Here is a 24,291-nt window from a genome sequence, read left to right on the forward strand (position 1 = left end):
CCACCACCCCCTCAAGCCACCACCGCGCCAACCCCAAAACATTCGGCGCCTTAAGCAACGTAAAGTGATTCCCCGCGCCATACCAAACCTGCAACCCGTTCCCCTGGCGCCGCCACCCTTCCACCATCAACCCCTGCTCACGCTGATTACCCGCCGCATCCAACGCCGGATCCTGCGCCAACACCAACCGCACCACCCCGTTGAACCGCTGCGCCGGCCGATACACCGTGCGCAACGCCGCCGCATAAGTACGCGCCGGCCCCGCCATCGCATCCACACTGGCACGCCCCGGCAACAACCCCACACTCACCATCCCCGCATGCAGCCATTGCTGCTGCGCCACCTCATCGCGCCCGGCAAACTCCACCCGGTCAATGCCCAGCGACTTGCCCGCCGACAACTGCATGGCCTCAATCAAGCGCAACAACGCGGCCGTGGTCGAATAAGGCTTGCCCGCACCGCCCGGTGATTCACTGTCGATCACCGTCAATGACGCCACCTCACGGCCCATCGCCTGCAAGCGCAGCGCCATCTCCAGCGCGACCCAGCCACCAAATGAATGCCCGACCAGATGCACCGGCCCACGCGGACACTCGTGCGCCAGCGCCGCCAGGTAACACTGCGCTGCCGCTTCCACCTGGCTATGGGGCACCGCCTCGCCATCCAGCCCGCGCGGCTGCAAACCGAACAGCGGCCAGTCGCGCCCGAGTGCCTCGCCCAACCCCACAAACCCGGTGACGCTGTCACCCGCTCCCGGCACACAAAACACCGGCGCAAACCCCGCACGCCCACTCTGAATGCGCAGCACCGGTTGATGCACCGCTTCCGTCACCGGCGCACTCGCGGCCAGGGCCTGCGCCATCGCCGCGCCCAAGCCTTGAATATGCGGCGCCTGCATCATGCTTTGGTGATCGCCCGGCACCTCGACCCGGCGCAATTGACCAGGCGCCAAAGCGTCTTCCCAGCCCAGCGACTCACTGCGCCGCGACAGCTCGGTCGGCCGTTCACGGGCACTGAACAGATGCACCGGCACCGGCAGCGGGAACAGGCTGTAGTGCGCCAGCGCATGCCCGTGGCCGACTTCACGCTCGATAAAACTCAAGAGGTCCGCGTCCGTAGCCGCTGCCATTTGCGCGTATAGCAGACCTTGATCGCGACAGCGTTGCAGCAAACCCGCAAAGTCCAGCTGTCCAATGCCCGCCTCAAGCTGTTCAAGGCTCGCCAGTTCATCCACACCTCCCTGTGCGTTCCAATACGCCGTGCACTGCAACAGCAAATGCCGCTTAAGCGCATCCGGCCCACTCCAGCGCGCCTTGCCTTGGTCGGTCATGCGCGGCACGTAGCTGTCGATCAGGCCGAGGAACGCCACCGGCTCATCCAGCCCCAGCAATTGCATCGCCACTTCATAGGCCAGTACGCCGCCAAACGACCAGCCCGCCACGCGGTAAGGCCCGTGTGGCTGAACCTCGCGGATCAGGCCGACCATGCGCGCCGCCAAGCCTTCCATGGTGTTCAGGTGCGGCTCGCCCAGTGCCGCGCCCGGCAGGCCGTAGATCGGATAGTCGCCGGGCAAGTGCTGACCCAACGCCGGGAAATACACGTCCATGCCACTGAACTCGTGCACCAGAAACAACGGCGGCTGCGATCCGCTGCTGCGCACGGTAATCAGCGAGGTGTCGCGCACCGGCTCGCCGGTGCGCTGGCGCAACATCGCCGCCACCGAGGCCACGCTGACGTGCTGGAACAGCTCGGCCAGCGACACCTGCAAGCCCGCTGCCTCCATCAGGTTGACCAGTCGAATCGCCAGCAAGGAATGCCCGCCCAGCTCAAAGAAGCTGTCGTGACGCCCCACCTGCTCCAGTTTCAACACCTTGGCCCACAGGCCGGCGAGCGACTGCTCCAGTGCATCGGCCGGCGCCTCGAAGTCGCGGCTGAGCAAGGCCTCCAACGCCGGAACCGGCAAGGCTTTGCGATCGATCTTGCCATTGGCCGTCAGCGGCAACTGCGCCAGCGGCACATAGGCCGACGGCAGCATGTAGTCCGGCAACTGGCCGTGCAGGTGCGCACGCACACTGTCGACGTCTACGGGCTCGCCAGCCCAGGTGAAATACGCCACCAGACGCTTGTCACCCGGCACGTCCTCACGGGCCAGCACCACTACGTCCTGGATGCTAGCCAAGGTCGCCAGGCGCGCTTCGATCTCGCCCAACTCGATACGGAAACCACGGATCTTCACTTGGTCGTCGTTACGCCCGATGCACTCCAGCAAGCCGTCCGCTGTCCAGCGGCCAAGGTCGCCGGTGCGGTACATCAAGGCGCCTGGGTTGAACGGGGCGTCGACAAACTTCTCGGCGGTCAGCTCCGGCCGGTTCAAATAACCCTTGGCCACGCCGTCACCGCCGATGCAGATTTCGCCGATCACGCCCACCGGCAGTGGCTGCAAGTACGCATCCAGCACATGAATCTGCGTGTTGGAAATCGGTCGACCGACCGCCACGCTGTCAGCATCGGCGGCAATCGCCTGCACCTCGTAAGTGGTGGCGTAGGTGGTGGTTTCAGTCGGCCCGTAGCAATGCACCAGGCGCAATCCCGGCGCCTGCGCCAGCAGGCTGCGGAACGCCGCCGGGTCGGCACGCTCGCCGCCGCAGAGCAAAATGCGCAAGCCGGCCAGGGCTTCGGGGATCATCTGCACGTACTGGTTGAACAACGCGGTGGTCACGAACAACACCGTCGCACCGTGCAGCGCACGGCCGAATGCAGCGGGGTCGAGCAACGTGGAATGGTCGATCACCTGCACCTGGCCGCCGTTGAGCAGCGCGCCCCACACGTCCATGGTGCTGGCGTCGAACGCCGGGTTGGAGGCAAACGCCACGCGGTCGGCGGCGTTGAAGTCGGCGTAACCGTTGTTGAGCACCAGCCGTGTGATGCCGCGATGAGGCACCAATACGCCCTTCGGTGTGCCCGTGGAGCCGGAGGTGTACATGATGTACGCCACGCTGTCCGAGGACTGCGACAGGTCAGGGTTGTGGCTCGGTTGCGGGTCCAGGGTCAGGGTGTCCAGATCCAGGCGCCGCGCCGGGAACTCAAGCGCCGCGTCACTGCGGGTCAACAGCCAGCTCGCGCCGCTGTCCTGCAACATGAAGCCCTGGCGTTCGGCGGGTGCGTTTATGTCCAGCGGCACATAGGCCGCTGCACACTTGAGGATCGCCAACTGGCTGACCAGCAGGTCCAGGGAACGCGGCAGCAGGATCGCGACGTTATCGGCCGGGCGCACACCCAGGCTCATCAGGTGATGGGCCAAGCGGTTGGCGCGGGTGTTGAGTTCGCCGTAGCTCAGTACCGCGTCAGCGTGCAACGCAGCCACCGCGTCAGGCCGTGCGTGGGCCTGGGCTTCGAACAAGCGCTGCACCGTGTGCTCGCGGGGGAACACACGGGTGGTGGCATTGAAACCTGCCAGCTGTTGACGCTCGGCCGCCGGCAGGATTGGCAAGCGGCTGATGCCCCTATCACTGTGGTGCTCCAGCGCCTCAACCAGTTGCTCAAGGGCAATGTTCAGGTAATCACACAAACGCCGGGCGCCCTGCCCCATGGCGGTCAGGCTGAAACCCTCACCAAGGTCATCGACACTCACCGACACCCCGTAATTGGTCTGCTCCTCGGCACTGAGCAGCGCAATCCCCTGCCATGCCTCAGCCACGCCACCACTGTGCGGCGCGCTGTGGCGGTAGTTGAACAGCACGTTGAACAACGGCGTACCCACTGGCACGCCGCTGCACTGCTGGGCCAATGCCAGCGGCGCGTGCTCATGGCTGAGCAATTGGGTCAGGCGCGCATGGGTGGCACGCAGTGCGGTGCGTACCGAGTGTTCGCCCAGGTCGACGCGCAACGGCAAGGTGTTGATAAACACGCCCATGGCGCGCTCGGCGCCTTCGCCGCCTTGCAGGCGGCCGAGCATCACAGTGCCGAACACCACCTGTTCGCGGCCACTGACCTTGCCCAGCACCTGCGCCCAGGCCAGGTGCATCAGGCTGGCGGCACTCACGCCTGCCTGGCGGGCCTGGGTGCGCAGGCGCAGGCTCAACTGCGGGTCGATGGCCAGATGCGCGTGTTCATCGGCGCCCAGGTATTGGACGTCGGTTGGCTCGTCGATTTCACCGAGCATTTCGCGCAAGAAGGTTTCGTGATTGTCAACGCCCAGGCGGGTCTGGGCCACAGTCTGGGCCACATAGTTTCGATACGGCACGGCCGCGCCCAGGGTGTGCTGACTACCGAGCAGGAACGCCTGCATTTCATGCTGCAGGATGTCCAGCGCGACGTGGTCCATCACCAAATGATGGAACAACAACGTGGCGACCACGCGCTGCGGCTCCTCGGTATAGACCAGCCGCATCAACGGCGCTTGCGTCAGGTCCAGGCGCTGCGGCACAGCACCGGTTTCAACGCTGAGCAAGGCCTCACGCCAAACCACTTGCACCGGTTCTTCCAGGCCCTCCCAATGGAAGGAGGAACGCAGGATGTCATGCCGCTGGATCACCGCCTGCAATGCATGGGCAAAGGCGTCCAGGCGCAGACGGCTATCGAAGGCAAACTGCGCCCGCAACAGGTAGGCATCGCCTTCAAGCACAGCCCGATGGTGATACAGGATGCCGGCCTGCAACGGCGCCAGCGGGTAGATATCCTGCACATTCGCCGCACCGCCGGGAATGCACGCGACGATGCGGTCGACGGCAGCCTGGTCCATCTGGATCAAGGGCAACATAGCCGGGGTGATGTGGCCGCAGCCTTCGGCGATGCCATTGGTCGGCACCGCCACTTCGCGCCCACGGCCCTGCGCCGCCGCCAACGCCGAGAGCGTCGGCTGGCCGAACAGCACCTTCACATCCGCCGACAAGCCCAGGCGACGCATGCGCCCCATCAGACTGACGGCCAGCAGCGAATGCCCGCCCAGTTCAAAGAAGTTGTCGTGACGGCCCACGCGCTCAACATTGAGCAGTTCGGCCCACAGGCTGGCCAAGGCCATTTCGGTATCGCCCCGGGGCGCTTCGTACTCGCGCACCACCACCGAATCCAGGCCCGGCGCCGGCAGCGCCTTGCGGTCGAGCTTGCCGTTGGGGCTGAGCGGCAACGCCTGCAGATGCACGAAAATCGCCGGCACCATGAACTCCGGCAGATGCCGCAGCAGATGACCGCGCAGCGCGTCGATGTCGCTCGGCGTGCCGGTGTAGTAAGCCACCAGCTGCTCTTCACGGGCGATCACAGCGGCTTCGTTGACCTGAGGATGCTCGAGCAGCCGCGCCTGGATTTCACCCAGTTCGATGCGCAAACCACGGATCTTCACCTGGTCATCATTACGCCCCAGGTACTCGATATTGCCGTCCGGCAAGTAACGCCCGACATCACCGGTGCGGTACATGCGCCCCTGCCTGAAGGGGTCGTCAAGGAAACGCTCGGCGGTCAGTTCCGGCCGGTTCAGATACCCGCGCGCCACTTGTACGCCCGCGATAAACAACTCGCCCACCACACCCAGCGGCACCGGTTGCAACTGGCTGTCGAGCAGGTACATGCGGGTGTTGGCGATGGGTTTGCCGATCGGCGTGTTGTCCGGGGTTACCAGACCGGCACAGTTCCAGGCGGTGACGTCGACCGCCGCTTCGGTCGGCCCATACAGGTTATGCAATTGGCTGCCCGGCAGTTGCTGCTTGAAGCGCCGTACCAGGCTGCCCGGCAAGGCTTCGCCGCTGCACATCACCCGCGCTAGCCCTATGGCCTGGCTGACATCGCCGTGGGCCAGGAACACATCGAGCATCGACGGCACAAAGTGCAAGGTAGTGATCTGTTCGGCCTCGATCACGTCGCACAGGTATTCGGGCTCTTTGTGCCCGCCGGGGCGCGCCATCACCAGACGCGCGCCGGTAAACAGCGGCCAGAAGAATTCCCACACCGATACGTCAAAGCTGAACGGGGTTTTCTGCAGCACCGAATCCTGCGCGTTCAGGCCGTATTCGTCCTGCATCCACAGCAGGCGGTTGACTACCCCGGCGTGGTCGTTGATCACGCCTTTGGGCTGGCCGGTAGAGCCGGAGGTGTAGATCACATAGGCGCTCACGCCCTGGACGTGAGGGTTGCCTGCGGGCAGATGCTGCCAGGTGGGCTGGTCCAGGTCGACTACCGCCACTGCGCCGAGCAAGCCACGTGTTGCGCCTTGGGCCAGCACCACCAGCGGCGCACTGTCTTGCAGCATGTAGGCCAGGCGCTCTTGCGGATAAGCCGGGTCCAGCGGCACATACGCCGCGCCGGCCTTGAGGATCGCATACAGGCCAATGACCATCTCCAGGCTGCGCTCGACGCAGATCGCCACCCGCGAATCCGGCTGTACACCCAGCGCCAGCAGGTGATGGGCCAGCTGATTAGCCTGCGCATTCAGCTCAGCGTAGGTCAGTTGCCGCTCACCTGCCTTCACCGCAATCGCGTTCGGCGTGCGCACCACCTGCGCTTCAAACATCCCGTGCAGTGTCTGGTCGAGGTTGTAGTCCACCGCGGTGGCGTTGAGATCGACCAGCAGGTGCTGACGCTCACACTCATCCAACAACGGCGCATGTTCCAACACCGCCTGGTCGTTATCGACCATTGCCTGCAAGGTGCGGGTGAAATACCCGGCGTACCGCTGCACGGTCGACTCATCAAACAGCGCCACGGCAAATTCAAGCGCGCCGAGAATGCTGCCCTGCACTTCACCCAGGTTCAACGACAGGTCGAACTTGGCAAAGTGGCTGTTCTCGACGATGCCTTCCAGGGCCAGGTCGCCCAGCGCCAGGGTCGGCGCGCTGCTGTCCTGCCAGCTCAGCAGGGTCTGGAACACCGGGCTGTGGGCCAGGCTGCGCACCGGCCGGGTGATTTCCACCACCTGCTCAAATGGCAAGTCCTGATGCGCCTGGGCCGCCAGCGTCAGCGCCTTGACCCGTGCCAGCAAGGCCTCGGTGCTCAGCTCGCCCGAGGTGTCGATGCGCACCGCCAGGGTGTTGACGAACAGGCCGATCAGCCCTTCCACCTCGCTGCGGGTACGGTTGGCCACTGGCGTGCCGATCACCAGGTCGTGTTGCCCGGACAGCCGCGCCAGCAGGGAGGCCCAGGCCGTCATCAAGGTCATGTACAGCGTGGTGCCATGGCGTTGGCTCAAGGCCTTGAGCCCGGCGGTCAGGCGTTCGTCCAGGCGCACTTCGACGCTGTTGCCGGCGTAGTCCTGCTGCACAGGGCGTGGGCGATCGGTAGGCAGCGTGAGCAAGGCCGGCGCACCGGCCAGTGCCTGTTGCCAATAGGTACTTTGGCGCTGCAGCACTTCGCCGCTCAGCCACAAACGCTGCCACACGGCGAAGTCGCCGTACTGAATCGGCAGGCTTGGCAATGGGTCAGGCATGCCGTGGCTGAAGGCTTGATACAGCGCCATCAACTCACGGGTGAGCACGCCCATCGACCAGCCATCGGAAACGATATGGTGCAGGGTCAGCAGCAGCACATGGTGATCGTCGGCCATCACCACCAGGCGCCCACGCAGCAACGGGCCGCGCTCCAGGTCGAACGGTGCCGAGGCTTCGCCCTGAATCAAGGCATCCAGCGCCTGCTGCGGTTGCGGGTGGCGGCGCAAATCCTGCACTTGCAGGGGCAGCATGTCTTCAGCCGGTACGATCAGTACCTGGGCTTGGTCGCCCTGTTGGGCAAAGCGGCTGCGCAGGGTTTCATGCCGCGCAACAATGCGCGCCAGCGCCCGTTGCAGCGCCTCGACATGCAACTGGCCACGCAAACGCAGGCCGATGGGAATGTTATAGGCGGTATTGGCGCCTTCCATCAGCGCCAGAAACCACAGGCGCTGCTGGGCGAACGACAACGGCACGAGCTCATCACGATTGGCCGGCAGAATATCCGGCAAGGTGCTGCGCCCTGACTGCGCCAGCACTGCGGCGACCGCCGCCAGCTCCGCATTGGCAAACAAGTCGCCCAGCACCAGTTCCACCCCCAGGCGCTGGCGCACTTGCGAGACCATGCGCATCGCCAGCAACGAGTGCCCGCCCAGTTCGAAGAAATGGTCGTGCCGCCCGACACGCTGCACCTGCAGCACATCGGCCCAGATCTGCGCGAGCACGCTTTCGATCTCGCCCTCGGGCGCTGCGTATTCGCGGGTAAACACCGCGGCCATGTCCGGCGCTGGCAAGGCCTTGCGGTCGAGCTTGCCGTTGGCGGTGAGTGGCAACGCCTCGAGCTTCACATAGGCGACCGGGACCATGTAGTCCGGCAGATGCGCAACCAGGTGGGCGCGGATATCACCGACCGCCAGCGGGTCGAGTTGCGGGCTCTCGGTGAAATAGGCGACCAGTCGCTCCTCGCGCACCAGCACCACCGTTTCCTGGATCCCAGGCAGTTGGCCGAGCTGGGTTTCAATCTCGCCAAGCTCGATACGCATGCCACGGATCTTCACCTGATCATCGTTGCGCCCCAGGTATTCAAGCGTACCGTCCGGCAACCAACGCGCCAGGTCGCCGGTGCGGTACATGCGCCCCGGGTTGAACGGGTCTTGCAGGAAGCGCTCGGCGGTCAGGTCCGGGCGGTTGAGGTAACCACGCGCCACGCCCTTGCCACCCACGTACAGCTCACCGGCTACCCCCAATGGCACCGGCCGTTGTTGTTCATCGAGCAGGTACACCGTGGCATTGGCCACCGGTTTGCCGATATGCAACGGCTGGCCTGCTTCGACCTTGCCGGAAGTGGCAACCACCGTGGCTTCGGTGGGGCCGTAGTTGTTGATCAGTTCAAACCGTTGGGCTCGCGCAAACTGGCGCAGGCGGTCACCGCCGATGAGCAAGGTGCGCAATGTAGGGTGTTCGATGTGCTGGCTGAACGCGTATTCGGCCACCGGCGTGGGCAGGAAGCACACGTCCAGTGGCTGCGCGCACCACCAGCTCAGCAGCGCGTCGATATCTTCGGCGCCTTCCGTAGCGGGCGGCAGGTGCAGGGTCGCGCCGACACACAGCGCCGGCCACACTTCCCAGGCCATCGCATCAAAACCAAAGCCGGCAACACTGGCGGTGTGGCGCCCGGCGCACAGGTCAAAGGCGCGGCAATGCCAGTCCACCAGGTTGGCCACCGTGTGGTGCTCCACCATCACCCCTTTGGGCAGGCCGGTGGAGCCGGAGGTGTAGATCACATAGGCGAGGTTCGAAGGGCTGACCGCGGCTTTTGGATTGCTGGCTGAATGGTGCTGCCAGGTGTAGCGGTCCAGCTGGATCACCGGCACGTCCAGCGCCGGCAAGCGCTCGAGCAGTGCCTGTTGGGTCAGCACCGCCACCGGGGCGCTGTCGCTCAGCAGGTAGCTCAGGCGCTCGGCCGGGTGCGAAGGGTCGACCGGCACATAGCAGGCGCCAGCCTTGAGGATGGCCAGCAACCCGGCCAGGGTGTCCAGGCCACGCCGCGCGACGATGGCCACGCGGTCATCGGGTTTGACCCCCAGCGCCAACAGGTGATGGGCCAGCAGGTTGGCTTGCTGGTTGAGTTCGGCGTAAGTCAGTTGGCGGCCCTGCTGCACGGCGGCAATCGCCTCCGGCGTGAGCGCGGCCTGGGCTTCGACGCGCCCGTGCAAGGTACTGCTCTGGGGGAAATCGGCGTGGGTGGCGTTGAACTGCTCAAGCAACAGTTGCTGCTCGGCGGCAGGCAGCACCGACAGCTGATTGAGCGCGGTGTGCGGTGCTTGCTCCAGCGCCGTCACCAGGTTCTCCAGGGCGGTTTGCAGATAGCTGCACACGCGCTGCGGATCGACCCGCTGGCTGGCCAGCAGGCTCAGGCCAAAGCCTTCACCCAGGTCATCCACACTCAGGGTCAGCGGGTAGTTGGTGCGTTCTTCGGCGCTGAGCGCGGCGATCCCGTGCCAGGCCGACACGGCTTCGGCGCTGACGGCCGGGGCGCTGTGGCGATAGTTGAGCAAGGCGCTGAACAGCGGCGTCGGCGCCACCACCCCGCTGCAGCGTTGGGCCAGGGCCAGCGGCGCGTGTTCATGGCGCAACAAGGTGGTGAGCCGCGCGTGGGTGGCCTTGACCCCGGTGCGTAGGTCCTGGGCGTCCACGTCGACGCGAAACGGCAAGGTGTTGATGAAAATGCCCAGCGCCCGATCCGTGGCATGGCTGCCTTGCATGCGGCCCATCAATACGGTGCCGAACACCACCTGCTCTTTACCGGCCAGCACCGCCAACACCTGCGCCCAGCCCATATGGAACAGGCTGGCGGCACTCACCCCCAATTGCCGGGCTTGCGCGCGCAACCGCCGGCTGAGTGCTGCGGGCAAAGGCAGGCTGACTTCGCTGATGCCACGGGCATCGCCCTGCACGTCCTGCAAGCCGTATGGCAGGGTCGGCTCGCTGATATCGCCGAGCATCTGGCGGAAGAATTTTTCGTGTTCCGGCTCGCTGATACCCAGGCGTGCCTGCGCCACATAATTGCGAAACGGCACGGCCTGGCCAAGCGCCGCGCCCTGCCCCAGCAGGCACGCCTGCATTTCATGGCACACCACTTCGAGGGCGCTGTGGTCGAGGGCCATATGGTGGAACAGCAAGGTGGCGACAATGCGCTGGTTCAGCCGGTCGTCGGCCCGCACCAGGCGCAGCAGCGGCGCCCGGGTCACGTCGAGGCGATAGTGGCGGGCATCGAACAGCCCGTGCAGTTGAGCGGCAATATCGCCGTCGGCCGGGTTCAATTGCAGCGCCTGCACCGGCAGGCGTGCCTGGCGCCACACCACTTGCGAGGGTTGCTGCAAACCGTCCCAGACCACGCCGGTGCGCAGGATATCGTGGCGGTCCATCACGCGCTGCAAAGCTTGGGCAAAGGCCTCGAAACGCTCCAGGCTGTCGAACGCGAATTGCGACTGCATCACGTACGGGTCGCCCTGCTCGGCGCTGACGTGGTGGAACAGAATGCCTTCCTGCAACGGCGCCAGCGGGTAAATGTCCTGGATATTCGCCACACCGCCGTCGACCGTGGCCACGATGCGCTCGATCTCGTCCTGGCTCAACGTCGACAGGCTCAGCATGGCCGGGGTGATGTGCTCGGCACCTAGCGGGATGCCATTGGCCGGCACCTGCACTTCGCCGGCCTTGGAGGCCGAGTATTCACCGGCCTTGATCAGTTCGATCAAGGCCGCTTTGTGCTCGCGCAACGCCGCCAGGATCAAAGGGTCGATCAGCGCTTGTTTGTTGCCTTGCACCGACAACTGCTCGCCCTTGAGCGCCAGTTGCACGTCCTTGGTTTTCAGCGTGCTCAATAACTCAGAAATGCTCACAGGACGATCTCCATTCGTTCGGTAATAGCGGCGTAGCCGGCCAGGCTCGGCTGTTCGAACAGCGCCCGCACATCGGCTTCCAGGCCTTCCTGGCGCAGGCGTCCGATCAAGCTCACGGCCAGCAGCGAGTGCCCGCCCAGTTCAAAGAAGTTGTCATGGCGCCCAACGCGCTCAACGTTGAGCAACTCGGCCCACAGCGCTGCCATGAGGATTTCGGTGTCGCCTTCGGGGGCCGCGTATTCGCGCACATTCAGTGCGTCCATGCCCGGCACCGGCAGTGCCTTGCGGTCGAGCTTGCCGTTGGGGCTCAGTGGCAATGCGTCGAGGTGCACAAACACGGCGGGCACCATAAAGTCCGGCAAGTGCTGCAACAGGTGGGCGCGCAAGCGGTCGATGTCGGTGTGTGCGCCGGTGTAGTACGCCACCAGACGGTCCTCGCGGGCGACCACGGCGGCCTCGTTGACCTGCGGATGCTCCAGCAAGCGCGCCTGGATTTCGCCCAGTTCGATGCGCAGGCCACGGATCTTCACCTGGTCATCGTTGCGGCCCAGGTATTCGATATTGCCGTCGGGCAGGTAACGACCGACGTCGCCCGTGCGGTACATGCGCCCGCTGGTGAACGGGTTCTTGAGGAAACGTTCGGCGGTCAGCTCCGGGCGGTTCAGATACCCGCGCGCCACTTGCACGCCGCCGATAAACAACTCACCCACCACCCCCAACGGCACCGGCTGCAACTGGGCGTCCAGCACGTACATGCGTGTATTGGCAATCGGCTTGCCGATCGGCGTGTTGTCCGGCACGTCGGGCCGTGCGCAGTTCCACGCGGTGACATCGACCGCCGCTTCTGTCGGGCCATACAGGTTGTACAGCCCAACCCCCGGCAGTTGTGCTTTGAAGCGCCGTACCAGGCTGCCCGGCAAGGCTTCGCCGCTGCACATCACCCGCGCCAGCCCTTTGGCCTGGCTGACATCACCATGGGCCAGGAACACATCGAGCATCGACGGCACGAAATGCAAGGTGGTGATCTGCTCAGCCTCGATCACCTGGCACAGGTACTCCGGCTCTTTGTGCCCACCCGGGCGGGCCATCACCAACCGTGCGCCGGTAAACAGCGGCCAGAAAAATTCCCACACCGACACGTCGAAGCTGAACGGGGTTTTCTGCAGCACCGCGTCATGGGCCTTGAGGCCATAGGCGTCCTGCATCCACAGCAAGCGGTTGACCACGCCAGCGTGTTCATTGATCACGCCTTTGGGCTGGCCGGTGGAGCCGGAGGTGTAGATCACATAGGCCTGGTGCCGGGCGGTCAGGCCCGGCACCTGCGGGTTGCTCGCGCTCTGCTGTTGCCAGGTGAGGTGATCCAGGTCCAGCACCGGCACGTCGCCCAACAACTGGCGGGTCGCGTCTTGCGCCAACACCACCACCGGCGCGCTGTCTTGCAGCATGTAAGCGATGCGTTCGAGTGGATACGCCGGGTCCAGCGGCACATAACCGCCACCCGCCTTAAGGATCGCGAACAGGCCGACCACCATGTCCAGGCCACGCTCGACACAGATACCCACGCGCGAATCCGGCTGCACGCCGAGTTCGCGCAGGTGATGGGCCAGGCGGTTGGCGCGTTCGTTGAGTGCCCGGTAGGTCAACTGCTGGTCACCGGCCTTGACCGCCACCGCATCCGGCGAACGTTCGACCTGAGCCTCGAACAGGCCGTGCAGGGTCTGGTCGAGGTTGTAAGCGACCTCGGTGGCGTTGAACGCTACCAGCAGTTTTTGGCGTTCCTCGGCGCCCAGGATCGGCAGGCGATTGAGCGCCTGGTGCGGTGCCTGCTCCAAGGCTTCGACCAGCCCGGCCAGGGCGTTCTGCAGGTAACCACACACCCGTTGCGCGTCAACCTGCGCCAGCGCGGTGATATCGTAACCATCGCCCAAGTCATCCACGTTGAGGGTCAGCGGGTAGTTGGTGCGGCCATCGTTGACCAGCGTCTGCATGCCTTCCCAGGCGTGTTGCGCCTCGGCAGAACGCGTCGCGGCGCCGCGATGGCGATAGTTGAGCATCGAGCTGAACAACGGCGCCGGGGCCGCCACCCCGCTGCAACGCTGGGCCAGGGCCAGGGACGCGTGCTCATGGCCCAGCAACGCGGTGAGCCGCGTGTGGGTGGCACGCACGGCATCGCGTGCGCCTTGCGCGTCGATATCCAGGCGCAGCGGCAAGGTATTGATAAACACCCCGAGTGCACGATCAGCGCCCTCACCGCCTTGCAATCGGCCGACCAGCACGGTGCCGAACACCACGCTGTGGCGCCCCGAAGTGGCCGCCAACACTTGGCCCCAGGCCAGGTGGAACAGGCTCGCCGTGCTCACACCGAGTATACGTGCCTGGGCCCGCAGGCGGCGGTTGAGGTCGTTGTCCAGGTGCAGGCTGTGTTCCTCAATCGCGCTGCCGTCGCCGCGCACGTCCTGCAAGCCGAACGGCAAGGTCGGTTCATCGACATCGGCGAGCATCTCGCGAAAGAACGCCTCGTGCTCCTGCTCACTGACGCCCAATCGCGCCTGGGCCACGTAGTTGCGGTACGGCATCGGCGCCGCCGTCGGGGCGGCGTGCCCCAACAAATGCCCTTGCATTTCACGCAGCACCACGTCGAACGCGGTGTGGTCCAGCGCAATATGGTGATAGAGCAACACCACCACCACGCGCTGGTTGGCCGGGTCCTTGGCGTACTTGAGGCAGATAAGCGGCGCCTGGCTGATGTCCAGGCGATAACGCCGCGCATCAAAACGCGCGTGCAGGCCGGCGAGTACATCGCCCTGCAACTGCAGCTCTTCAAGCGGCAATCGGGCCTGGCGCCACACCACTTGCAGCGGTTGCGCAAGGCCTTCCCAGACCACACCCGTGCGCAGGATGTCATGGCGGTCGATCACCTGTTGCAGCGCATGGGCGAAGGCCTGCAGGCGCTCGAGGCTGTCGAAGGCCAGGTGCGATTGCAGCAGGTACGGGTCGCCCTGTTCGGCGGTGAGGTAGTGGTAAAGAATGCCCTCCTGCAACGGCGCCAGCGGGTAGATATCCTGCACATTGGCGGCGCCACCGGGGATGCGGCTGACGGCGTGATCGAGGGTCGACTGGTCGATATCAACCAGGGGCAGCATGTCCGGCGTGATGCGCAGGCAATCGGCTGCGATCCGGTTCGCCGGCACCTGCACTTCGCGGCCACTGCCCACGGCAGCCGCCAGCGCGGCCAGGGTCGGCTGGCTGAACAGCACACGGACATCCGCGCTGAGGTCCGCTTGACGCATGCGTTCGATCAGGCTCACGGCCAGCAACGAATGGCCGCCGAGCTCGAAGAAGTGGTCATGACGGCCGACCTGTTCGACCTGCAACACCTCGGCCCAGATCCGCGCCAGGGTGGTTTCCACTGCGCCCTGGGGCGCTTCATAGTCGCGGGAGAGCACCGCCGCCTGGTCAGGTTCCGGCAAGGCCTTGCGATCCAGCTTGCCGTTGGCGGTCAGGGGCAATGCGTCGAGCTTGATGTAGGCCACCGGCACCAGCGCGTCGGGCAGTTGTGCTTGTAGCTGCGAACGCAGGGTTTCAATCGCCAGCGGGTAGTTTTCCGTGAACCAGGCCAGCAAACGGCCTTCGCGCACCAGCACCACGGCCTCGCCAACGCCTTCCACTGCCGCCAGGCGACTTTCGATCTCGCCCAGCTCCACGCGTACGCCACGCACTTTGACCTGATCATCATTGCGGCCCAGGTACTCGATATTACCGTCGGGCAACCAGCGCGCCAGGTCGCCGGTGCGGTACATGCGCCCCGGGTTGAACGGGTCTTGCAGGAAGCGTTCGGCGGTCAGGTCCGCACGGTTCAGGTAACCGCGCGCCACGCCGCTGCCGCCCACATACAGCTCACCGGCCACGCCCACCGGCACCGGGCGCAGCTGTGCATCGAGCAAGTAGGTGCTGGCATTCGCCACCGGCCGGCCGATATGCAGCGCCTGCCCGGCGCGGACACGGCCGGAGGTGGCGACCACCGTGGCCTCGGTCGGTCCGTAGTTGTTGATCAGCGCAAAACGTCGCTCCTGGGTGAACTGCCGCAGGCGGTCGCCGCCAATCAGCAGGATGCGCAAGGTCGGGTGTTGCAGGTGCTGGCTGAAGGCGTATTCGGCCACTGGCGTGGGCAGGAAGCTGACGTCCAGCGGCTGCGCCAGCCACCAGGCCAGCAGTTCGTCGACGTTTTCATTGCCCACCGTGACAGGCGGCAAATGCAGGGTCGCACCGGCACACAGCGCCGGCCAGACTTCCCAGGCCATGGCGTCGAAGCCAAAACCGGCGACACTGCTGGTATGGCTGCGCGCATCCAGGCCGAAGGCTTCGCAGTGCCAGTGCACCAGGTTTTCCACATTGCGGTGCTCCACCATCACGCCTTTGGGCTGGCCGGTGGAGCCGGAGGTGTAGATCACATAGGCCAGGTGCGCCGGGGTCAGCGCTGCGAGCTGCGGATTGCTGACCGCGTGGTGCTGCCAGCTTTCGCCCAGCAGGTCGACTGTGGCGAACGCCCCCAGCAACGCTTGCGTACTGGGCTCGGCCAGCACGGCCACCGGCGCACTGTCCTGCAACAGATAGGCGATACGCTCGGCGGGATAGGCCGGGTCGATCGGCACATAACCGGCGCCGGCCTTGAGTATGCCCAGCAGCCCGATCAGCATCTGCGGGCCACGACGGCAGCAGATCGCCACGCGATCGTCCGGCCGTACGCCGAGCGCGAGCAGGTGATGGGCCAGTTGGTTGGCGCGTTGATTGAGTTGCTGGTAGGTCAGCGACCGTTCGCCCTGCTGCACCGCAATTGCGTGGGGCTGGCGCTCGACCTGGGCTTCAAAGGCACCGTGCAGGGTGTGCCCGGTGGGGAAATCTGCAGCCGTCGTGTTGAATTCACGCAGCAGGGTGTCGCGTTCGGCCGACGGCAGTATCGGCAGGCGGTTGAGCGCGGTATCGGCGGCGTTTTCCAAGGCCTCGACCAGTTGCTCCACGGCGTTATGCATATAGCCGCACAGGCGCTGGGCGCCGATCTGCGGCAGCGCCAGCACGCTGAGGCCAAAGCCTGTGCCAAAATCATCCACGCTCAAGGTCAGCGGGTAGTTGCTGCGCTCTTCACCGCCCAGCAGTTGCACGCCTTCCCAGATGCCGTGGCCATCGCGGGCCATTTCGTCGGGGCGGCTGTGGCGGAAATTGAGCAAGGCGCTGAACAGCGGCACGCTGGTCGGCACGCCGCTGCAACGCTGGGCCAGCGCCAGGGACGCGTGTTCGTGCCCGAGCAAGGCGCTCAAGCGCGAATGGGTGGCCTTGACCGCCACGGCGGCGCCCGCCGCGACATTCACCCGCAGCGGCAAGGTGTTGATAAACATGCCCAGCGCCCGATCGGCGCCCTCACCTGCCTGCATGCGCCCCATCAATACAGTGCCAAACACTACGTCATCACGCCCGGACACCAGGCCCAGCACTTGCGCCCAGGCCAGGTGCATCAGGCTCGCCGCACTCACGCCCAACAGGCGCGCCTGCTCACGCACGCGCATGGCCAGCTCCGCGTCCAGGTGCTGCTCGGCCTCTTCGATATCGCGGCCATCGCCCTGCACGTCCTGCACGCCAAACGGCAGGGTCGGTTCGTCCACATCGGCGAGCATGGCGCCGAAGAACTGTTCATGCTCGGCCACGCTCACGCCCAGGCGTGCCTGGGCCACGTAGTTGCGAAACGGCGCCGCCACGGGCAGCGCGTCCGCCTGGTTGAACAGAAACGCGCGCATCTCCTGGCCCACCACTTCCATGGCCGTGTGGTCCAGCGCCAGGTGGTGGAACAGCAGGATCGCTGCGACTCGGTTATTCGCCGGGTCCTGGGCGTAAACCATGCGCAGCAATGGCGCCTGGGTAATATCCAGGCGGTAGTGACGGGCATCGAAACGTGCGTGCAATTGCTCGATGATGCCGCCCTCGGCCGGGTCCAGGATCACCTCCTGCACACTCAGTTGCGCGTCGCGCCAGACCACTTGCACCGGGCTGTCCAACCCTTCCCAGACCACGCCGGTGCGCAGGATGTCGTGACGCGCTACTACCTGTTGCAGCGCGCCCATAAAGCCGTGCAAACGCTCCAGGCTATCGAACGCCATGCGCGATTGCAGCAGGTACGGGTCGCCCTGTTCGGCGCTGATATGGTGATAAAGAATGCCTTCCTGCAACGGCGCCAGCGGGTAGATATCCTGCACATTGGCCGCACCACCGGGCACGTTGGCGACGATGCGCTCGATTGCCGGTTGATCAAGCTGCACCAGGGTCAGCATCGACGGCGTGATCTGTGTGCAGCCCGGCATAATGCCATTGGCCGGCACCACAATTTCACGCCCACTGCCGACTGCCGCCGCGAGTGCCGCCAGGCTCGGCTGGCTGAACAGCACGCGCACGTCCGCGCTCAGGCCGACCTGGCGCATGCGTTCGATCAGGCTGACCGCCAGCAACGAGTGCCCGCCCAACTCGAAGAAATGATCATGGCGCCCGACGCGTTCAAGCTTGAGCACGTCCTGCCAGATCTGCGCCAGCACGGTTTCCACTTCACCTTCCGGGGCTTCGTAGCCACGGCTGAGCAGCGCACTCTGATCCGGCACCGGCAGGCCCTTGCGGTCCAGCTTGCCATTGGCGGTAAGCGGTAACAGCTCAAGCCACACATAAGCCGACGGCACCATGTAATCCGGTAGCTGGCCTTGCAGATGGCCGCGCAGGGCTTCGATTGGCAACGCTGCCGAGGCGGTGTAGTACGCCACCAGGCGTTTGTCGCCGGGCTCGTCTTCGCGGGCCACTACCACAACGTCGCGCACGTCTGGGAAGGTCGCCAGGCAGCTCTCGATTTCGCCGGGCTCGATGCGGAAACCACGGATCTTCACCTGCAAATCATTGCGCCCCTGGTACAGCAAGGTACCGTCGGCCTGCCAGCTGGCAAGGTCGCCGGTGCGGTACAACAGGCCTTCACCGAACGGGTTGGGGATGAATTTTTCGGCCGTCAGTTGCGGCTGGTTCAAGTACCCCTTGGCCACGCCTGCACCGCCGATGTACAGCTCGCCGACCACACCCAACGCCAGCGGCTGCTGGCGCGCATCCAGCACATAGGCCTGTGCATTTGCGATAGGTCGGCCGATAGGCACAGCACCCGCGCCCGGCGTGGTGATTTCAAACGTGGTCGAGAAGGTGGTGGCTTCGGTCGGCCCGTAGCCGTTTAACAGGTGTTGCGGCTTGCCGTGCTTGAGCACCCGGCCGATCACCAGCGGGTCAAGCACATCGCCGCCGACGATCAGGTAGCGCAACTGGCGCAGCACCGGCAGCAACGCGTCGGCGTATTGATGGAACAAGCCTGCCGTCATCCACAGCACGCTCACGGCCTGTTCCTGCAACAGCTCGGCAAATGCGGCCTGGGACAGCAGCACCGCATGCTCGACCACCACCACACAACCGCCATTGAGCAACGGCGCCCACACATCCAGGGTACTGGCATCGAACGCCGGGTTGGAGGCGAAGGCCACGCGGTCGCGCTCGTTAAAGTCGGCATAGTCGTTGTTGAGCACCAGCCGCGAGACGGCGCGGTGCGGCACTTGCACGCCTTTGGGCGCGCCAGTGGAGCCGGAGGTGTACATGATGTACGCCACCTCGTCCGAAGACTGCGCAAGCTCCAGGTTGCGCGGCGACAGGCTATCCAGGTTCAGGTCGGCCAGGGTATGGAGTACATGCCGCGCTCCGCTGTCCTGCACCATAAAGGCCTGGCGTTCGAGCGGCGCGTTGATGTCCAGCGGCACATACACCGCTGCGCACTTGAGGATCGCCAGTTGGCTCACCAGCAAATCCAGCGAGCGTGGCAACGCAATCGCCACGCACTCACCCGGTTGCACGCCCTGGTTGATCAGGTGATGGGCCAGGCGGTTGGCACGGCGGTTGAGGTCACGATAGCTCAAGGACAACGCACCCTGCACCGCCGCCACGGCTTCGGGCCGCGCCAGTGCCTGAGCTTCGAACAGCTGGTGCACAGTGAGCTGCGACGGGTATTGACGCGCGGTGGCGTTGAACTCGACCAACAGCTGGTGACGCTCGGCCGCCGGCAAAATCGACACCGCCTGCAACGCGGTGGTCGGCGCTTGTTGCAGCGCGGTCACCAGGTGGCTGAGCGCGGTGAGCATGTAGTCGCCCACGCGCTGCACATCCAGACTGGCCACGCCTTGTACGGTCAGCGCAAAGCCGGTGCCGAGGTCATCGACGTTGAGCACCAACGGGTAGTTGCTGCGCTCCTGGGAACTGAGAATCTCGATACCGTGCGTGGCAAACGGGCTGTCTCCCGGTGCCTCGTCCGGGGCGCTGTGACGGAAGTTGAGCAAGGTACTGAACAGCGGCAACGAACCCGGTACACCACTGCAACGCTGGGCCAGGGACAGCGAAGCGTGCTCGTGCCCAAGCAACTGCGCCAGGCGCGCATGGGTGGCGCGCACGCCGGCCTGCACGCTGGTGGCGCCCAGGCTGACGCGCAGCGGCAAGGTGTTGATGAACATTCCCAGCGCCCGGTCGGCGCCCTCGCCGCCTTGCATGCGCCCCAGCAGTACGGTGCCAAACACCACATCCTGCTGGCCGGAGACCTGGGCCAGCACCTGCGCCCAGGCCAGGTGCACCAGGCTCGCGCTGCTGACACCCAGCTGTCGCGCCTGTTCGCGCAGGCCCTGGCTGAGCGCCGGGGCCAGCGGCAAATGCGCCTCGACGATGCCGCTGCCGTCGCCGTTGACATCCTGCAAACCGAACGCCAGCGTGGGCTCGTCAATATCACCCAGCATGTCGCTGAAAAAGGCTTCGTGTTGCGCCTGGGTCACGCCCAAACGCGCCTGGGCCACGTAATTGCGGTATTGCACCGCCGGCGGCAGTTGCGTGCTGTGGCCGGCCAGGCTGGCGCTCATCTCCTCCACCAACACCTGCAGGGCGGTGTGGTCGAGCAGGATATGGTGCAGCAGCAGGATGCCTGCAAAGCCATCCTGTTGTTGCGCATAACCGAAATGCATCAGCGACGCGCGGCTCAGGTCGAGGCGCAAATGGCGTGGGTCAAAGCGCTGTTGCAGCTGCGCCAGCGCATCATCAGCCGGCACGTCGAGGCGCTCGACGTGCAGCGGCGCCTGGCGCAACACCACTTGCACCGGCTCATCCAGGCCTTCCCACAGAATGCCGGTGCGCAGGATGTCGTTACGCTCGATCACACAGTGCAAGGCGCGGGTAAACGCGTCCACCGCCGCTTGGTCAGCAAAACTGAACTGTACCTGCAACACGTAGGGGTCGCCCTCGGTGGTTGCCAGGTGGTGATACAGAATGCCGGCCTGCAACGGCGCCAGGCCGTAGATGTCCTGCACGTTGGCGATGCCACCGGGCACGTGCTGGAGGATATGGTCGATGGCGGCCTGGTCCAGCGCCACCAGCGGCAGCATGTCGGGGCTGATGTGTGCGCTGGTCGCCGTGATCCGATTGGCCGGCACTTGGACTTCCTGCTGCCCGCCCACCGCCGCGGCGAGTGCGCGCAAGGTGGGTTGGCCGAACAACACGCGCACGTCGCAGCTCAACTCCACCTGGCGCATGCGTTCGATCAGCTTGACCGCCAGCAGCGAGTGGCCGCCCAGCTCGAAGAAGTTGTCGTCGCGCCCGACGTTGTCGAGTTTCAACAGCGACTGCCAGATGCCGGCGATGGTGCTTTCCACAGCGCCTTGCGGGGCGGCGTAGTCTCGCCGCGCGAGGGCGTCGGCATCCGGCGCGGGCAAGGCTTTGCGGTCGAGCTTGCCGTTGGTGGTCAGCGGGAATTGGTCCAGCAGCACGAAGGCGCTGGGCACCATGTATTCGGCCAGGCTCAGCAGCAGATGGTCGCGCAGTTCAGCGGCACCGAGTTCGCGCTCGGCGATCACGTAGGCCACCAGGCGTTTGTCACCGGGCTCGTCTTCACGGGCGATAACCACCGCGTCACGCACGCCGTTGGCGCTGGCCAGAGTGGCTTCGATTTCGCCCAGTTCAATGCGGAAGCCGCGGATCTTCACCTGGTCATCGTTACGGCCCAGGTATTCGACGTTGCCATCGGCCAGCAGGCGGCCGAGGTCACCGGTCTTGTACATGCGCAGGCCGGTGGCCGGGTCGGCCAGGAAGCGTTCGGCATTCAGTTGGTCACGGTTGAGGTAACCGCGCGCCACACCGGCGCCGCCGACATACAACTCGCCGACCACACCCATCGGTAACGGCTCACGACGCGCATCCAGCACATACAGCTGCAGGTCGGGAATGCGCACACCAATCGGGCTGACGCCAACCAACTGCGCATCCGCCGCTTCCAGGGCGCGGTAGGTCACGTGCACGGTGGTTTCGGTGATGCCATACATGTTGACCAATTGGGTGCCGGCGTTGATGGCGCGGGCGTACCACGGTTTGAGCATGCCCGGTTCCAGGGCTTCGCCGCCGAAAATAACCTGGCGCAGTGAATGCGCCTGGGCGCTCTGGGCCGCGATCAACTGGCGAAATGCGCTGGGCGTCTGGTTGAGGATGCTCACACCCGCGTCACAGATCAGCGCGTAGCACTCATCCGGCGAGCGGCTGACCAGTTGCGGCACGATCAGCAACTGGCCGCCGTGCATCAGCGCGCCCCAGATCTCCCAGACCGAGAAGTCGAACGCGAAGGAATGGAACAGCGCCCACACATCATTGGCGTTGAAGCCAAACCAATGCTCGGTGGCGGTGAACAGCCGCGCCACGTGGCGGTGTTCGATCATCACGCCTTTGGGCAGCCCGGTGGAGCCGGAGGTGTAGATCACATAGGCCAGGTGGGCCGGGCTGAGCGCAACGCGCGGGTTGACGATGGATTCTGCACGCAGGCTGTTGAGGTCGATGCGGGTCAAATCACCGACCAGATGCTGCGTGTCGGCTTGTACCAACACGGCCACGGGCGCGCTATCGGCCAGGGTATAGGCGATGCGCTCCAGCGGGTAAGCCGGGTCGATGGGCACATAACCGGCGCCAGCCTTGAGGATACCCAGCAGACCAATAATCATCTCCGGGCCACGCTCGACGCAGATCGCCACGCGATCATCAGGGCGAATGCCCTCGGCCAGCAGGCGGTGGGCGACCTGGTTGGCACGTTCGTTGAGTTGGCGGTAGGTGATGCGCTGGGTGTCGAAACGCAGGGCGATGGCATTGGGTTGAGCGGCGGCGTGGGCTTCGACTTGCGCGTGGATCAGGGCCGTGTCGCTGTAGTGCGCGGGGCTTTGATTGAGGCGGTGCAGCAGATGGTGACGTTCGGTATCGGGCAGGATATTCAGGCCGCAGAGCGGCATATCCGGTCGCTGCTCCAGGGCCTCGGCCAGGCTGTGCAGGGCCGTGTGCAGGTAACCGGCGACCCGTTGCGCGCCGATGGACGCATCAACCATGACCGTCAGCGCAAAGTCTTCACCCAGGTCGTCGACGTTGACTGTCAGCGGGTAGTTGGTGCGCTCTTCGGCGCCCAGAACCTGGATGCCTTCGGCCACCTCGATCACCGCCGCCATGTCGGTGGCGGCACTGTGACGGTAGTTGAGCATCGCACTGAACAGCGGCGTCGGCGCCGCCACACCGCTGCAACGCTGGGCCAACGCCAGGGACGCATGCTCGTGATTGAGCAAGGTGGTGAGGCGTTCGTGGGTGGCCTTGACCGCGGTGCGCACGCCCTGCTCGCCCACGTCCACGCGCAACGGCAAGGTGTTGATAAACATACCCAGCGCGCGTTCACCGCCATCGCCGGCGCCCATGCGGCCAAGCATCACCGTGCCGAACACCACGGCATCGCGCCCGGACACCACGCCCAGCACGCGCGCCAGGGCCAGGTGCATGATGCTCGCCACGCTGACGCCCAGTGGCCGTGCCAGGCCACGCAGGCGGCGGCTCAGGCTGCTGTCGACGGGCACACGCACTTCATCGATGCCGTGCCCGTCGCCTTGTACATCCTGCAGGCCGAAGGGCAAAGTCGGCGCATCGATATCCGCCAGCATGTCGCGGAAGAACGCCTCATGCGCCTGTTCGCTGACGCCGTGGCGCACCTGGGCGATATAGCTGCGAAACGCCACCGGCTCGGCCGCCTGGGCGTGCTCTCCGGCCAGATACAGTTGGATCTCATGGCGCACCACATCCAGGGCGGTGTGGTCGAGGATGGTGTGATGGAACAACAGCATCGCCACCACGCGCTGGTTGGCCGGGTCATTGGCAAACACCAGGCGCAGTAACGGTGCCTGGCCCAGGTCCATGCGATAGGCGCGGGCGTCATAGCGGGCGAGCAACTGCGCCAGGCGGTCGCCGTCGGCAAAATGCGCTTCTTCGCAGGCCAGGGTCGCCTTGCGCCACACCACTTGCAGCGGTTCGTCCAGACGCTCCCAGGCCATGGACGTGCGCAGGATATCGTGACGGTCGATCACCCATTGCAGCGCCTCGGCAAACGCGTCAAGGCGCGCGCGGCTGTCGAACACAAACTGCGCGTGCAACACGTAGGGGTCACCCTGCTGCGCCGATAGGTGGTGGTACAGCATGCCCTCCTGCAGCGGCGCCAGCGGGTAGATATCCTGCACATTCGCCGCGCCACCGGGGATGGCGGCGACAATGCGGTCGATGGCCGGCTGGTCGAGCGTGACCAGTGCCAGCATGTCGGGGGTAATGCGGTAAGCCGGGCTTAGCCAGTCACCGCCGTGTTCAGCCACGAAGGCAAGCAATTGAGGTTTGTGCGCGATCAGTTGATCCCACAGATCGTCATCCAGGGCTTCGTCATCGCCGAGAATAATCAGGTCGCCTTCTTCCAATTGAAGACGGATCGCATGGGTGGAAATCGCTGCCAATAATTCACTGAACTGCATGGGGTAACCTGCCTGATAAGTCACGGTTGAGTAGAACGTCCGTATTCAGCTGCCGTTTGAAGCGGGTGTGCT

Annotated in this window: 2 protein-coding genes; both read right to left on the reverse strand. The window is 65.1% G+C overall.

Translation table 11 applies throughout. The annotated features are described in order from the left end of the window. Window positions 1-11,317 (reverse strand): non-ribosomal peptide synthetase (locus GIW28_RS21220; protein WP_236490411.1); only part of this gene is annotated, 11,317 nt, incomplete at its 3' end. Then, window positions 11,314-24,219 carry a non-ribosomal peptide synthetase gene (locus tag GIW28_RS21225; RefSeq protein WP_236447155.1) on the reverse strand — a complete coding sequence of 4,302 codons (12,906 nt, stop codon included), beginning with the start codon at window positions 24,217-24,219 and terminating at the stop codon, window positions 11,314-11,316. The genes GIW28_RS21220 and GIW28_RS21225, both read right to left, overlap by 4 nt. Window positions 24,220-24,291 lie beyond the last annotated feature (72 nt).

The sequence above is a fragment of the Pseudomonas sp. PA-5-4B genome, assembly GCF_021606215.1.
GTDB classification, from domain to species: domain Bacteria; phylum Pseudomonadota; class Gammaproteobacteria; order Pseudomonadales; family Pseudomonadaceae; genus Aquipseudomonas; species Aquipseudomonas edaphica.